The organism is Shewanella sp. Pdp11 (assembly GCF_002838165.1).
Taxonomy (GTDB): Bacteria; Pseudomonadota; Gammaproteobacteria; order Enterobacterales; family Shewanellaceae; genus Shewanella; species Shewanella hafniensis.
Window position 1 is genome coordinate 705523 of record NZ_CP015194.1, and the last position, 14375, is coordinate 719897.

Below are 14375 nucleotides of genomic sequence, written 5' to 3' on the forward strand. Positions count from 1 at the left end.
AAAGTGTGATTTACATTCTCGGTTTATGCCCGTACTTGGCCTGTGCCTGAGACTAAATACTTCTCAGCGGTCAAGGATTCGAGCCCCATTGGGCCATAGGCATGTAGTTTAGTGGTGGCGATGCCGATTTCCGCACCAAGGCCGAGTTCGCTGCCGTCGGAGAAGCGCGAAGAGGCATTGACCATTACCACAGAAGCATCGACTGCACGTTGGAAGCGTGCGGCAGTGACTTCGTTTTCGGTGCAAATCACTTCGGTGTGCTGGCTACCAAAGCGGGCAATATGTTGGATTGCATGGTCGAAGTGATCGACTTGGCGAATGGCAATTTCGAGATCTAAATACTCTTGGCCGAAATCGTCTTCTTTCATATAAGTGCAGTTTGCGAAGTAACCACCTGATTGGGTACAAGCGTTGATTTTAACCTTATGCTCGGCCAGCGCTTTGGCCACTTTAGGTAGAAATTGCGCGGCAATTTCTTGGTGCACTAAGAGCGCTTCGAGGGCATTACACACGCCTGTGCGCTGGGTTTTACCGTTGAGCAGTAAGTCCAAAGCAATATCCAGATCGGCATCTTTATCGACGTATAAATGACATACGCCTTTAAAATGCTGGATCACTGGGATTTTACTGTTGTCAGTCACAAATTGAATCAAGCCTTCGCCACCACGGGGAATGATCACATCGATATAATCCCGCTGCTGCATCAGTTCTAACATGAGGGCGCGATCTGGATCGGGCACCACAGTGATTAACGCCTCGGGCAAGCCGTATTGTTTTAATACACTTTGCAAAATGCTGGCGATGATTTTGCTGGTATGCAGGGCCTCTTTACCGCCGCGCAAAATCACGGCATTACCGGATTTAAAGCACAGGGCGCCCGCATCGGCGGTCACATTCGGACGGGCTTCATAAATCATACAAACTACGCCTAATGGCACGCGCATTTTGCTGATGGATAAGCCGTTAGGTCGTTGACCAATATAGCGTTCGTTGCCAATCGGATCGGGCAAAGCGGCGATGGTTTCAATCCCCGCTGCCATGGCTTCTACGCGTTCCGGTGTTAGCGTTAAGCGGTCGAGCATAGCTGGGGCAAGGTTATCGGCTGTTGCTCTGTGTAGGTCAATCAAGTTAGCGCTTTGGATTTCGTAGGACTTTTCACGTAATGAACGCGCCATGTCGAGGAGTACAGTATTTTTAAGCTGTTCGTCGACTTGGGCGAGGATCAGAGCCGCCTTGGCAGCTTCTTGAGATAAATTTTTGATTAAAGTCATATTTACTCCGTTAAGATGTTTAATCGCTTAGCGTTATTCGGCTGATGCTTATTCGAGAATGGCGATATTTTTCTCGGAAATGATCGGTCCAGTCTTTTGCTGAAATTCACTGGCAAACTCGCGATCGTCTTGGTCCGTAATAAAGCTAAGTAAACAACTACTGTAATTGGATTTGGCCTTGGCCAATTTAGTCCCATCACCTTTGCGAACTAAAATGGTGTCACCGGCAGAGAAGTCCCCATTGATGGCAACGACATCGTCGCTGGTCAATTGCTCGCTATGTTCGTCTAGGTCGATACTAAAGTCATTTTCGACAATAACTTCACCTTGAGCCTGCGAGGTATGTGTCATCCAATGCAGATGTTCTTGCATGGGTTTTTCATGGGAAGTGAAGAGTGTGCCCGGATTTTGCCCCTTCAACAGTTGGTTGAATGAGTCAGCATCGAAACCATTGATGATAAAGGTTTCAATCCCGTGGGAAATCGCCTTCTTGGCGGCTTGTATCTTAGTCCGCATACCACCTGTGCCGACGGCACTGCTGGCGCCGCCTGCCATGGCGTAGATTTCGGCATTAATCTCGTTCACTTGCTTGATAAGCTGTGCATCGGGATTTTCATGGGGGTTTTGTGTGTAAAGCCCGTTCACATCTGAACAGATAATCAGGGTATCGGCATCGGCCGCCGCGGCTACCATGGCCGAGAGATTATCGTTATCGCCAACTTTGAGCTTGTCGGCGGTAACGGCATCGTTCTCGTTGATGATAGGCAGTAGCCCATGTTCGAGTAGGCTGAAAATCGTATCTTTAATACTGATGTAACGATCTCGATTGCGTAAATCGCCGTGGGTTAACAGTAGCTGTGCGGTCGGGAAATCAAATAACTTGTTCCATGTGGCCATCATATCGGCCTGACCCGCTGCTGCCATGGCTTTCTTCACAGTGACGCTCGGTTTATCCACCACGCCAAAGTGATGCCATCCCGCGGCGACTGAGCCCGAAGAGACCAAGACAACTTGGATCCCTTGGGCACGACAATAAGTAATAAATTGGGCAATGCCGAGTAAGTAGTGGCTGCTGCAACCTTGCTTGTGTGGTGCAATCAGGGCACTACCTACCTTAACGACAATGCGTTTCCAGGGTAAGTCAGTCATACCTGCGTGCCTCATCTGTCTTCGGCTAAAACACGGCCAGCTTTGTGGAATAATTTAGTGGTTTTGGCACAGGGATCAGTATCGAGTAACGAGACAACCCAAATCACCACACTGCTGACTGCAAAGCCGGGGATCATTTCATACACTACTGTGGTTAGGGCTTTTCCATCTGCCAATACCGGTGCATAAATCCAAAATAGAACGGTAGCTGCGCCAGAGACAATGCCCGCAATCGCGGCTTTGTGAGTTAAGTTAGCTTTATACAAGCTAAACAAAACTAATGGACCAAAGGCTGCGCCGAATCCTGCCCATGCATTACTCACCAGTGACAGCACACTGCTAGAGCGGTCGAGCGCCAGTAGACTCGCGACAATTGCCACGCCTGCTACGCCAAAGCGACCCATTTTCACCATGTCTTTTTCGGTAGATTCTTTCTTCGACATCACGCGATAGATATCTTCGGTGAGTGAGCTTGATGACACTAATAGCTGTGATGAAATGGTGCTCATGATCGCGGCCAGAATGGCGGCCAGTAAGAAGCCACTAATGATCGGATGGAACAACAGCTCAGAAAACACGATAAAGATGGTTTCAGGGTCTGTTAGCTTCATACCAAATTTATTGGCGTAAGCGATACCGACAAGGCCCGTTGCCAGTGCACCAATTATGGTCACTGTCATCCAGCCCATACCTATGTGTCTGGCGGTTTTAATGTCAGCGACTGAACGAATCGCCATAAAACGCACAATAATATGCGGTTGGCCAAAGTAACCGAGTCCCCAAGATAGGCTCGAGATAAGCCCTAACATAGTGACGTTTTGCATCGCATCGGTGAAGTGTGGAATCGACTGATAGGCAAAGTTCATCATCTTGTCGGCGCTGGTAAATTCCTGATATGCAACTACAGGGACTAAGACTAAGGCGATAAACATGATACAGCCTTGAACAAAGTCAGTGAGGCTCACAGCCAAGAAACCGCCCAATAAAGTATAAGAAACCACAACAGCGAGGGTGACGACTAAACCTAAGTCGTAGTTCAGGCCAAATGCCGACTCAAATAACTTACCGCCAGCCACTAAACCCGCTGAGGTATACAAGGTAAAGAAGATCACAATTATCGCCGCGGCAATAATACGTATACTGCTATTGGCATTACCAAAGCGTTTAGCAAAAAACTCTGGAATAGTGAGGGCGTTATCCGCCACTTCGGTATAGACCCTAAGTTTAGGTGCGACGATTAAGTAATTGATTAGAGCACCAATCAATAGTCCGAGTGCGATGTAAATGGTTTCGAAGCCAACCAAAAACATAGCGCCGGGAAGCCCCATGAGCATCCAGCCACTCATGTCAGACGCCCCCGCTGAAAGTGCGGTCACCTGTGGACTTACCTTGCGGCCACCCAGAATATAGCCAGACACATCGCTGGTGGATTTTTTGTAAGCGAATAAACCAATGGCGAGCATAGCAATAAAATAAACAGCTAAGGAAATATAAGCGAGGTAATTCATGGATTATTTATCTCCTAACGCTTTGTTATTTTGAATAATACTCGGTTTCAAAATGACAAAGAGATAGGTGCTTAATATTGCAAATAAACATATAAACTGCATTGTTTCCTTGGCGTGTAATCGGGTAAAACTTGCTGCCTGCGAGATGAGATTTTCCTCTGCTGGGGTCTCCGTTGACATAATAGCTCCTTGGTTGATAGCTGAATTAATATCACCAATATAGTTAGTGATCTAATTATATTAAGGCATTTTATCGGCCAAATATCAAGCTTCTATTGGATTTAAATGGTTTTTGTGGCGGTGTGATCGTGGCTTTTACGGCGGTAAATAGTTTGAGAACTGACTATTTTTGAGCGGTGTTTTTCTGCTCTGCAATACTGTGGGCAGTGCGTTCAAAGGTTAAAGTGATGCGTTCAAACATCCCAGCAATCATAGTGAATTGTTCGTGGGGTAACGGACATTGGGCCAGCGCTTGTAATAAGGCCTCGCTGCTGATGTTAAACTCTTCTGCGACTTGGCCGTGGGCGCAGGCGATAAATGCCTGACCTAAATTATGTTGCCAATGGTTGAGTATATTTTCTAAGCCTAACTCTGAGTGCCTATCTGCAATGTCTTGTAACATGCGCCGCATTCGAATCGACACATGGCCGAGATTCAGCGCCGTAAAAACCAGATCGGTAAATACCCTCGAACGCTTGCCCGAGCCTTTTTCGTAACTGGCGATCCGCAGCAGTCGATCGCCCATACGGGCGTTGAACCAAGGCTCAGGATCATCATGCTGCGCGATATGCACCAGATCTTTTTGGATGGATTGCAGCAGACGATATTGCATCAGCCGCTGGCTAGGTTCGGTAATTAATTTAAATAACCAATACAGCACAGTAACACCCATAAAAATCGCTAAGGCATTGCTGACGGTGTTTTCTATCGCAAATGAAATGCTGTTGCTGGGCTGTACTAAAACCGCAAACGGCACGCAAATCCCGAGACCATAGGGCAAGGTCGGTCGATTCGCTAAGGCGAGCAAGCCAATAAAAAACGGCCCCGCGAGCACTAAAACGAGGATTTCAAAATCGCCGCTACTCTGTGCCAGCAAAGGTAAAGCGTAAAACACTGTGAGGGGCACAGCGATAGTGATACCAACAAGAATACGGCGCAAAATTGTGGTTAACATTGGCAGTGGCTGGCGCGCCATCATGATGGAAAAGACCACGGGCAGCAGGATCATCATAAGGACAGCGCTCGACCCTGTGCCAATCCACAGCGAAGCCCCAATGACAAACACCGTCATGCTGCGCAGGCCCGTGGTAATACCGATTAACGGATCTCGGTGAAACGCTATCGGCGGCGCATTGAGCTGCACCGCAGAATGACTGGATAACACGTTATAACTCTTGAGCACCATGATCAGATCGGCGCTTAATTCCATCGCGACTTTGAGTAAGCGCGTCTCTAGTGGCGCGCGGTCGCGGTATTGCATCAGGTTTTGCTGGAGTTGATATCTTAAGGCGCGCGCCATTTTGTAGCATTCTTGGTCATCACTGGATTGCGCCATCAGGGTAAAACTGCTGCGCATATTGGCTAAGGTTTTCGCCAGCGGTTCGCTAACGAGTTGAGGATGATTGCGCTGAAGGCGGTCAAATATCTGGATTGTCGCCAATAGGGAAAGGGTTTTATTACAGAGAAAATTCGCCGCGTGGTTCTGCCCGCGTCCTTCGGGACCTTCATAAATCACCGCGCTGGCGTCGTCACTCAGCGCCGATACTGACTCCATAATCTTATCGATATGTTCATGGCGACTTGCGTGTTCTCCCTGTAAATCGAGTTCTAATGCAAGATAGTTAAGCGTCTGATTAATCGTGTTTTTAGCATGCAGTTGCAGACCTTGTTTTACCTTGCTCGGCCAAAGTAGCGAGCTGACCAAGACGGCGCAAATCGCCCCGACGACAATCTCGCTGATCCTCGATTGCGCCACATCGAATATTTTTGCACTATCGGCCGTGTTCGGGCTCGCCATCACAATGAGCACTATCAAGCAGGCGGTCATGCCCGCCATGGCAAAGGCATAGACAAAATTTTGCTGGCGTACCATGGCCGACAACCCAGAATTTAGTCCTATCCAGCAGGCGAGTATTCCTAAGGCGAGTTCGGGATAGGGCGTAAACCCGTTGAGTATGGCAATCCCCACAAGTGCGCCGACTAAGGTGCCGCCGATTTGGCATAAGCCCTTTTCGATCACGAGTCCGCTTTCGGGGCGGATTTGCAGAAATACCGCCGACACCAGCGCCCAATATGGTCGTTCTAGATTTAAGAACATGGCCACATATAAGGCGAGCGCCATCGAGATCACGCCCTTAATCGCGAAGATGAGGGGTCGTCGGTCAGGAAAGAATAAACTCTTCAGTAACAGCGTCATAATGACTATTGGTCAGTTTGTAGCTGGATGGAAACTGTCATGCCGACGCTCAGCTCTATGTCCTTAGGAATGTTATCTAACTGGATATCGACCGGAATACGCTGCGACAATCTCACCCAATTAAAGGTTTGGCCGATTTGCGGCAATAACTGTCCATTAGTGGTGACATTGGTATTAGCGATTGCCTTACCTATGCTGACCACTTTGCCATGCAAGACATGGCCGCCACTCATTAAGCTGACTTCGGCGTTTTGACCTATGTGAACCAAAGGGATTTTGGTTTCTTCAAAATAGCCTGTGATATAGAGAGAATCTTGTTTGACGAGTGAGAATACTGAGTTGCCTTTGCTGACATAGTTGCCATTACGCAGGCTTAAATTGATCAGAGTGCCGTTTTCGGGAGCGTGAATTTGCGTTCGCGCTAAGTCAATTTTGGCGGTATTCAATTGCGCCTGTGCGAGCTCATAACTGGTTCGTGCCAGTTCGGTATTGATAAAGGCTTCGTCGAAGGTTTCTTTGCTGACTAAGTTGTCATTGGTCAAACCGATACGGCGTTTGTACTTATGCTTTGCCAGTTCCCATGCCAATTTTTGGCTTTCCGCTTTGGCATTCAATTCGGCAATCGTGGCCTTGTAGCGGGTATCGTCCACAGTGAACAACACATCACCTTTATTAACGACTTGATTGTCTTTGACATTCAATTGGTTCACCCAACCGGACACATCTGGCGCTATGGTAATGATTTCGGCACGAACTCGGCCGTCGCGAGTCCAAGGAGAATAAAGGTAGTGTGACCATATCCAATATCCCGCGATACCTGCAACCGCGACCACAATGAGGGTGAGGCTGATACGAAAGATTTTTCCCATGAACAATCAACTCCCAAGCAAGTAAATGACCAACGCCAGATAGCAGATAAACAGCCCAACTTCGAACCAAGCTTCGCGCCACAGCTTGTGATAGAGCCCAGTTTGATAGAGCACCAAGCGAGTGATGCAGGAAAGCAGAAAAGCTAAGGGAATAAAGATAATTAATGGACTAAATAACAAACCATCGAACGCGAGTTCTTTAAGCATTACGCTATTCATCCCGATTACAGTGGCGCAGCGATAACCGCGCTATGTGTTTAAAATGCAAAGTACTCAGTCGAGATTATAGGAAAGTCGCGTGAGAGTTAATGATTTTATGCTATCTGTGATCAATTAGGGCCAGCATTAGCTGGCCCTAAATATGATGAAATCAAAGCGAAAATCGCTATTTCATTGTCTTTAAGCTTGGTGTTTTTTAGTTCGATAAAGCATTTTATATCACTCAACGCCTGCTATTTTTTGTGGTTAGTTTCGCCAGTATTTCTTCACGACACACATCCAGAATCTCTTCAGCAAGAAGTGAATCATCTGGGCAAGATCGAGATAAAACAAGCGCACCAACGGCATGAGCAATGGCGTTCAATCTAGCCTTTCGCTCCTCCGTAGTGATCTCTTCTCCATTTGACAAACTGGCTAGTTGATTTTCAATCCCACTCGAAAATGTTTCTTTGAGTTGCTCAGATTGACGCCCCGCATCAGCACATAGCGCGGCCATGGTGCAGCCGTTACCTGAGGTATCACGATGCTCACGGGATAGGTATTTTTGCACAAAAGAGATAATGTCAAAATCAGCCATTTGTGCGTTTGATTGGGTAAAACTGTAGGCCGCAGCTTCTGCCATCAAGTCCGCTTTAGACTTAAAATGTTTATAAAACCCCCCATGCGTAAATCCTGCTGTAGACATTAACTCAGCGATCCCCACACCGTCATAGCCACGCTCACGAAACAACACAGAAGCGGTTTTAACAATGTGCTCACGGTTTTCTTGAGCCTGTGCTTTTGTCACTTTCATCTCTATTACGTCTCCTCGCATAAAACATGGCTTAGTATACTTAGATTATGGTCATAATCAAAGTATTGACATCTTAGATTATGATCGTCATCATAACGCCATTCTCCAGTAATAAAACGGAAAACGCAAAATGACAGATAAAGCTCTATTTCAACCCTACCAGCTTGGCTCGCTTACTCTTGCTAATCGCTTTGTTATGGCACCACTGACGCGTAACCGTGCGGGTGCAGGCTTAGTGCCGAGTGAACTTGCAGCCACTTATTACGCTCAGCGCGCATCAGCGGGTCTGATTATTACCGAAGCGACACAGATATCTCCTCAAGCACAAGGCTACCAAGACACACCTGGACTCTACACTCAGGCGCAAATCAATGGCTGGCGTAAAGTGACCGACGCAGTACATGCCAAAGGTGGAAAAATCTTTGTCCAACTCTGGCACGTCGGGCGCATCTCCCACGTTGACTTACAACCCGATGGTGCTGCGCCAGTTGCGCCGTCGGCGATCCGAGCTGAAACCAAAGTATTTGTGAATAATGGCTTTGCAGATACTTCTGAACCTCGCGCATTAGCACTCGATGAGATCCCAGTGATCATTGAAGATTTCCGCCAAGCGGCTGCCAATGCAATAAAAGCGGGCTTTGATGGCGTGGAAGTTCACGGCGCGAATGGGTATCTGTTGGAGCAATTTCTAAAAGATGGGGCTAATCAGCGCACCGACGCCTATGGTGGGTCTGTTGAAAACCGTGCTCGCCTGCTGTTGGAAGTCACTGATGCGGTAAGTAAAGAAATTGGCGCTGAGCGCACGGGTGTGCGTATTTCTCCTGTTTCACCCGCTAATGCCATTTCCATCAGCAATCCACAGGAACAATACGACTACGTAGCGGATAAGTTGAACGAACTTGGCATTGCGTATCTACATGTTGTCGAAGGTGCAACCGGAGGTCCGCGTGATATAGCCCCCTTTGATTACGGCTCACTCCGCCAACGCTTCAAAAATACTTACATGGGCAACAATGGCTATAACACTGAGCTGGCGTCTGCTCAGTTAGCAGAAGGCAAAGCAGATTTGTTTGCCCTTGGTCGCCTATTCATTTCAAACCCTGATCTCGTTGAAAGATTGAAAACAGGCGCCGCGTTAAACGCGCTTGATGGCACAACACTCTATGGCGGCAGCGCTAAAGGTTATACCGATTATCCAACGCTGGCCGATGCTAACGCCTAAAACATTAACTCGCGAAATACATAAGGTAATTCGCGACCTTTTAACGAACTATTTTTGAGAGTAAAACATAATGACCACTTCTACAGTCCTTATCACAGGCGCTTCTACCGGTATTGGCGCTATCTATGCGGATCGCTTTGCTCGTCGTGGCCACGATCTCGTCATCGTTGCCCGTGATGGTGCAAAACTTAAGGCTCTGGCAACCCGCTTGCGCCAAGAGTATCGCGTAAATGTCGATGTGCTGCCCGCTGATCTCACCAAATCAAGCGACCTTGCTATCGTTGAAAAACGTCTGCAAGACGATGCGCGTATCGACACTCTGATTAACAACGCGGGTATCGCGCAATCAGGTAGCTTTGTTGAACAAACTCCCGACTTAATTGAAAAACTGATCGCACTTAACATCACTGCGCTAACCAGACTTGCCAATGCGGTAACGCCACGTTTAGTCCAACAAGGCAAAGGCGCTATCGTCAATGTGTCTTCGGTTGTTGGCCTAGCACCTGAATACCAAATGTCTGTCTACGGTGCCAGCAAAGCGTTCGTCTTGTTCTTATCTCAAGGCATGCACCAAGAATTGTCATCTAAAGGCATTTACGTACAAGCGCTTCTGCCAGCAGGCACTTATACCGAAATCTGGGAACGCGCAGGAATCGATATCAGTAACTCCTCACCTATGATGGAAGTCAATGAACTCGTCGATGCGGCACTGGTTGGTTTCGATCGCAAGGAACTGGTCACCATTCCGCCATTGCATAAAGAGACACGTTGGGATGATTTAGAAAAGGCGCGACAAGGATTGCTGTCCGACATCGAGATGTCACAAGCAGCAGCGCGTTATAAAACAGCTAAATAACGTTCGAACCTTAATTCAGTGCCTTGCTAAGGCACTGACAATCAAGCCTTGTTTAAGGATTTAAAAAATGACGAATAAACTTGTGGCACTGGTGACGGGCGCCTCATCCGGCATTGGCGAGGCCACGGCCATCAAACTTGCAGCAGCTGGCTACCGCGTTTACGGCACCAGCCGACGTGGGGCAACCTCGAGTGACGCTCGCTTTCCAATGCTGGCGCTTGATGTGACTAATGATCAATCTGTCGACGCTGCCGTTACCGAACTGCTTCGCCTTGAGGGGCGCATTGACCTTTTAGTTAATAATGCGGGTTTTGGCGTTGCCCCCGCAGGCGCAGAAGAAAGTTCAATAGAACAAGCCAAGAGTATTCTTGACACAAACTTCTTCGGTATTGTCCGTATGACGCGTGCAATCGTGCCCTATATGCGCCGTCAAGGAGCTGGCCGGATCATTAACATCAGTTCAATTATAGGGGTAGTGCCTATGCCCTATGTGGCGCTTTATGCCGCCAGCAAGCATGCTGTTGAGGGCTACTCTGAGGCGTTAGATCATGAATTGCGTACCCGCGGCATTAGGGTGTCATTGATCGAACCGGCGTTTACTAAAACCAAATTCGAAGCAAACAATGTCCAACCCGATTCTATGCTTCCAGAATACGACAAGATCCGCGCTAAGCTGACTAAAGTTGTAGAAGAGGCGATGGAAGGTGGCGACACACCTGAAGTTGTCGCGGATGTGGTAGTAAAAGCGGCTCAGGCAACTAAGCCTCAATTACGTTATACCGCAGGAAAGGCTGCTAGCCAGCTTAAATTTTTACGCAGATTTGCCCCAGCCTCAGTATTGGATAAAGGCATACGTAAAAGCTTACGGATTGATGAGAAAGGATAAAACCAGTGAGTTTTCGACATGTGGCAATACTCACTTCCTTGTTGTTTCTAGTCTTAGCCCTCGGCTGGATGTTATGTCCCGAGCAAATGCTAACGCAATGGGGAGTGCAATATAGCGATGGCACAGGCGTTGTTAGTCGCCGTGGTGCAGCATTTTATCTAGGGTTCGCCGCCATGTTTTTCATGGCTAGAAATGCTGAGCATTCTGCGACCAGAATGGCACTCATCAAAGGAATAATAACAACTTGTACTGTACTAATATTACTCGCTGTTTATGAGTTTTCAGTCGGTCAGGTGAATAACAAAATCCTGATAGCAGCGTTGATAGAGGCGATTTTAGGATTGGCTTTTTTGTATGTTTGGCGAACATCGATTAAAAAAAACATCACGTTAGCAATAAGTTGAGAACACACTAATGAAAGCGCTCACCCTCAAGAAATACCATAAATCATCACCCGTTATTGAGTTTAGCGATGTCCCTAAACCGACAATTAAACCCAACGAAATGCTCGTTCAGATCTATGCTGCGGGCATAAACCCTATCGACAATATGATCCCAACAGGGACTTTTAAACCTATTCTGCATTTTAAGTTGCCAGCAACACTCGGCAGCGACTTAGCGGGCGTTGTCACTGAAGTTGGCAGCCAAGTCACCCGATTCAAGCCTGGCGATGCTATTTTTGCCAGCATCTTTGATCTAGGCATTGGCTCGCTTGCTGAATTTGCTGTGGTGCCAGAAAGTGCGGCCGCGCTGAAACCGGCTAATCTTGATTTCGTGCAAGCCGCCTCAATCCCAATGGTCGGCCTAACTGCTTGGCAAGCACTCAAGGAAAGGGCCAACCTCAAAGCGGGTCAGAAAGTCTTTATCCCCGCGGGCTCAGGTGGCATAGGGACGTTTGCGATTCAGCTAGCAAAACACCTTGGCGCTTCGGTTGCTACAACGACCAGTACAAAAAATATCGATTTGGTACGTAGTCTTGGCGCAGACACGGTTGTGGACTATAAAAAACAAGCGTTTGAAGCTGTGCTACGCAACTATGATGCCGTGTTAGGCACCACAAGAGGCGACACCATAGAAAAATCCATCAACATCCTCAAACCAGGAAGCAAAATCATCTCTCTTGTTGGCCCGTTAGACGCGGCTTTTGCGCGGGCACGCAAACTGAATGGGATATTAGCCTTTGTATTTGGGTTGATGAGCCTGAAAATCAACCGTTTATCGAAAAAGAAAGGTGTTGACTACTCTTTCCTTTTTGTACGTCCCGATGGCAGCCAACTTAGCGAAATCAGCAAACTCCTTGAAGCAGAAACGATCAAACCTGTTATCGACAAAGTCTTTCCATTCGAACAGGCAAAACAAGCGCTGGCTTACCTCGCCGAAGGACATGCCAAAGGAAAAGTTGTTGTCAAAATACATGAGTAAAGCTATCAATATTTACTAATGAGCTGCATATAGCCACATTTACGAAGAGCTACATGATGATCCGAACCTGCAATAGTGCTCACTTTGTATTATTACTAAAATATAGTCGGCAAGAGCAAGTTTAATGCTGCTGTTAGCAGGCTCTGTAAGAAGGAGTGGGTCATAAATTTTTTAGAAAAGGCAATGTATCGATGATTAAAAAAAGACCAGAGAACGGTGCTCTGGCCTCTCAGTTTTTCTACAGTACGAACCTGTGTGGGTGGGTTTCCTACACTAACGCATAGTGACAAATTCTTCCGCGCCCGTTGGGTGGATAGCAACGACCGCATCGAAATCGGCCTTAGTTGCACCCATTTTCATGGCGACGCCGAAACCTTGAAGGATTTCGTCCATACCAAAACCAATACCATGAATACCGACGACTTTTTCGTCCTTGCCTGCGCAGACTAACTTCATCTTACAGGCTTGGCGATGGGCCGTGACGGCGGTATACATTGAGGTAAACGTCGAGGTATATACTTTGACGTTATCGTCGCCGTATTGAGTTCTGGCTTCTGGTTCGGTTAAGCCCATAGTGCCGATTGGTGGATGGCTGAATACAACGGTTGGGATCAGGTTGTAATCCATTTTGGCATCTGTCATACCGTTAAATAAACGCTCGGATAACAAACGGCCCGCTTTAACCGCAACAGGAGTGAGCTCTACGCCGCCCGCCATAATGTCGCCGACACAGTAAATCCCTTTGTGAGTGGTATTTTGCTGTTCGTCAGTGATGACATAGCCCTTGTTATCTAATTGCACTACGGTGTTTTCTAAGCCGATATTGCCCGTTGCAGGAGAACGGCCAATCGCCCAAATCAAGCAATCGACTGTAATGCTTTCACCGTTTTCTAAGTTTAATGTCAGGCTGTCATCGGCATTTTTGACCACGGCTTTTGGCACGCTATGGGTGTGCAATGTTGGGCCTTCGGTTGCCATGGCATCGACGAGTGCATCAACTAAGATGGGGTCAAAGTTACGCAGCGGTGCATGTTTACGCACTAATAAGTGAGTTTCACTGCCTAGAGCATGTAACACGCCAGCGACTTCAACGGCGATATAGCCCGCACCTACAACGGCTACGCGCTTTGGTTGCTCGCGTAGTGCGAAGAAACCATCGGAGTCGATACCGTATTGCGCGCCAGGAATGTTCGGAATAGTCGGTGCGCCGCCAGTGGCGATAAGGATGTGATCGGCGGTGTAATGTTCGCCGTCCACTTCGATGGTGTTGCCATCGACAAAACGGCCATAGCCATTTAACAGCGTTACTTTGTTATTGGCAAAACCACGGCCATAGGCATCGTGAATGCGGCCAATGTAGGCTTCGCGGTTTTCGACCAAGGTATTCCAATCGAATTTATTAACAGTGACGTCGAAACCATAATCTTTGGCGTAAAGGTTTATCGCTTCGGCAACATGGGCGCCATACCACATGACTTTTTTCGGCACACAACCTACGTTTACACAGGTGCCACCTACGTGTTTGGCTTCGATGAGTAGAACCTTAGCACCACGCATTGCCGCTCGGTTTGCTGAGGCGATACCGCCGCTGCCTGCGCCTAGGCAGATATAGTCAAAATGTTGAGCCATGAGTTTCTCCGTCTTACTTCAAGGATGAGATGCTTTACAGCAGAAGGTCATTGTAGGGGTGTTTGCGATAACAGACCAGCCCATTGCATGACTAACGTATAAGACCGTACTTTGACTGAAAAAGATCCCGAGCTT

14 protein-coding genes are annotated in these 14375 nt (G+C 47.7%); 5 read left to right on the forward strand and 9 right to left on the reverse strand.

Going from position 1 to position 14375, the window contains the following annotated elements; all coding sequences use genetic code 11:
- Positions 1–23: 23 nt before the first annotated feature.
- From AYJ58_RS03270 to AYJ58_RS03300, 8 genes are all read right to left on the reverse strand, one after another.
- Positions 24–1271 carry a glutamate-5-semialdehyde dehydrogenase gene (locus AYJ58_RS03270; RefSeq protein WP_106648921.1) on the reverse strand — a complete coding sequence of 416 codons (1248 nt, stop codon included), beginning with the start codon at positions 1269–1271 and terminating at the stop codon, positions 24–26.
- Between the two features lie 48 nt (positions 1272–1319).
- Positions 1320–2420: a glutamate 5-kinase gene (proB, locus tag AYJ58_RS03275; RefSeq protein WP_106648923.1), complete on the reverse strand. Its 1101-nt coding sequence runs from the start codon at positions 2418–2420 to the stop codon at positions 1320–1322.
- An 11-nt stretch (positions 2421–2431) separates the two neighbouring features.
- Positions 2432–3928, reverse strand: coding sequence for a sodium/proline symporter PutP (putP, locus tag AYJ58_RS03280; protein WP_106648925.1), 1497 nt, complete (start codon positions 3926–3928; stop codon positions 2432–2434).
- A 3-nt stretch (positions 3929–3931) separates the two neighbouring features.
- Positions 3932–4108 carry a hypothetical protein gene (locus AYJ58_RS21895; protein WP_198555578.1) on the reverse strand — a complete coding sequence of 59 codons (177 nt, stop codon included), beginning with the start codon at positions 4106–4108 and terminating at the stop codon, positions 3932–3934.
- Between the two features lie 163 nt (positions 4109–4271).
- Entirely contained in the window at positions 4272–6344 is a 2073-nt protein-coding gene (locus tag AYJ58_RS03285) for an FUSC family protein (protein ID WP_106648927.1), read from the reverse strand.
- Between the two features lie 5 nt (positions 6345–6349).
- Complete coding sequence (locus AYJ58_RS03290; RefSeq protein WP_106648929.1) at positions 6350–7213, reverse strand: efflux RND transporter periplasmic adaptor subunit; 864 nt, start codon at positions 7211–7213, stop codon at positions 6350–6352.
- Positions 7214–7219: 6 nt separating this feature from the next.
- A complete protein-coding gene (locus tag AYJ58_RS03295; protein ID WP_006079439.1) occupies positions 7220–7420 on the reverse strand; it encodes a DUF1656 domain-containing protein in 201 nt (66 codons plus the stop codon).
- Between the two features lie 235 nt (positions 7421–7655).
- Complete coding sequence (locus AYJ58_RS03300) at positions 7656–8225, reverse strand: TetR/AcrR family transcriptional regulator (protein ID WP_106648931.1); 570 nt, start codon at positions 8223–8225, stop codon at positions 7656–7658.
- Positions 8226–8355: 130 nt separating this feature from the next.
- Between AYJ58_RS03300 and AYJ58_RS03305 the strand changes: the two genes are divergently transcribed.
- From AYJ58_RS03305 to AYJ58_RS03325, 5 genes are all read left to right on the forward strand, one after another.
- Positions 8356–9447 (forward strand): alkene reductase, encoded by a 1092-nt coding sequence (locus tag AYJ58_RS03305; protein WP_106648933.1) that lies wholly within the window; start codon positions 8356–8358, stop codon positions 9445–9447.
- Between the two features lie 70 nt (positions 9448–9517).
- Positions 9518–10303: an SDR family NAD(P)-dependent oxidoreductase gene (locus tag AYJ58_RS03310; protein ID WP_106648935.1), complete on the forward strand. Its 786-nt coding sequence runs from the start codon at positions 9518–9520 to the stop codon at positions 10301–10303.
- Between the two features lie 67 nt (positions 10304–10370).
- Complete coding sequence (locus AYJ58_RS03315) at positions 10371–11189, forward strand: oxidoreductase (protein ID WP_106648937.1); 819 nt, start codon at positions 10371–10373, stop codon at positions 11187–11189.
- Positions 11190–11194: 5 nt separating this feature from the next.
- Positions 11195–11593, forward strand: a complete 399-nt coding sequence (locus AYJ58_RS03320) for a hypothetical protein (protein WP_106648939.1) — start codon at positions 11195–11197, stop codon at positions 11591–11593.
- 10 nt (positions 11594–11603) lie between these two features.
- A complete protein-coding gene (locus tag AYJ58_RS03325) occupies positions 11604–12611 on the forward strand; it encodes an NADP-dependent oxidoreductase (RefSeq protein WP_106648941.1) in 1008 nt (335 codons plus the stop codon).
- 273 nt (positions 12612–12884) lie between these two features.
- On the opposite strand, the gene gorA is transcribed toward AYJ58_RS03325, so the two are convergent.
- Positions 12885–14240 (reverse strand): glutathione-disulfide reductase, encoded by a 1356-nt coding sequence (gorA, locus tag AYJ58_RS03330; protein WP_106648943.1) that lies wholly within the window; start codon positions 14238–14240, stop codon positions 12885–12887.
- Positions 14241–14375: the final 135 nt, after the last annotated feature.

Bases quoted from the DNA above. Each gene is read 5' to 3' on its own strand.
- AYJ58_RS03270 (WP_106648921.1), bottom strand. From the start codon at position 1,271: ATGACTTTAATCAAAAATTTATCTCAAGAAGCTGCCAAGGCGGCTCTG.
- proB (WP_106648923.1), bottom strand. From the start codon at position 2,420: ATGACTGACTTACCCTGGAAACGCATTGTCGTTAAGGTAGGTAGTGCC.
- putP (WP_106648925.1), bottom strand. From the start codon at position 3,928: ATGAATTACCTCGCTTATATTTCCTTAGCTGTTTATTTTATTGCTATG.
- AYJ58_RS21895 (WP_198555578.1), bottom strand. From the start codon at position 4,108: ATGTCAACGGAGACCCCAGCAGAGGAAAATCTCATCTCGCAGGCAGCA.
- AYJ58_RS03285 (WP_106648927.1), bottom strand. From the start codon at position 6,344: ATGACGCTGTTACTGAAGAGTTTATTCTTTCCTGACCGACGACCCCTC.
- AYJ58_RS03290 (WP_106648929.1), bottom strand. From the start codon at position 7,213: ATGGGAAAAATCTTTCGTATCAGCCTCACCCTCATTGTGGTCGCGGTT.
- AYJ58_RS03295 (WP_006079439.1), bottom strand. From the start codon at position 7,420: ATGCTTAAAGAACTCGCGTTCGATGGTTTGTTATTTAGTCCATTAATT.
- AYJ58_RS03300 (WP_106648931.1), bottom strand. From the start codon at position 8,225: ATGAAAGTGACAAAAGCACAGGCTCAAGAAAACCGTGAGCACATTGTT.
- AYJ58_RS03305 (WP_106648933.1), top strand. From the start codon at position 8,356: ATGACAGATAAAGCTCTATTTCAACCCTACCAGCTTGGCTCGCTTACT.
- AYJ58_RS03310 (WP_106648935.1), top strand. From the start codon at position 9,518: ATGACCACTTCTACAGTCCTTATCACAGGCGCTTCTACCGGTATTGGC.
- AYJ58_RS03315 (WP_106648937.1), top strand. From the start codon at position 10,371: ATGACGAATAAACTTGTGGCACTGGTGACGGGCGCCTCATCCGGCATT.
- AYJ58_RS03325 (WP_106648941.1), top strand. From the start codon at position 11,604: ATGAAAGCGCTCACCCTCAAGAAATACCATAAATCATCACCCGTTATT.
- gorA (WP_106648943.1), bottom strand. From the start codon at position 14,240: ATGGCTCAACATTTTGACTATATCTGCCTAGGCGCAGGCAGCGGCGGT.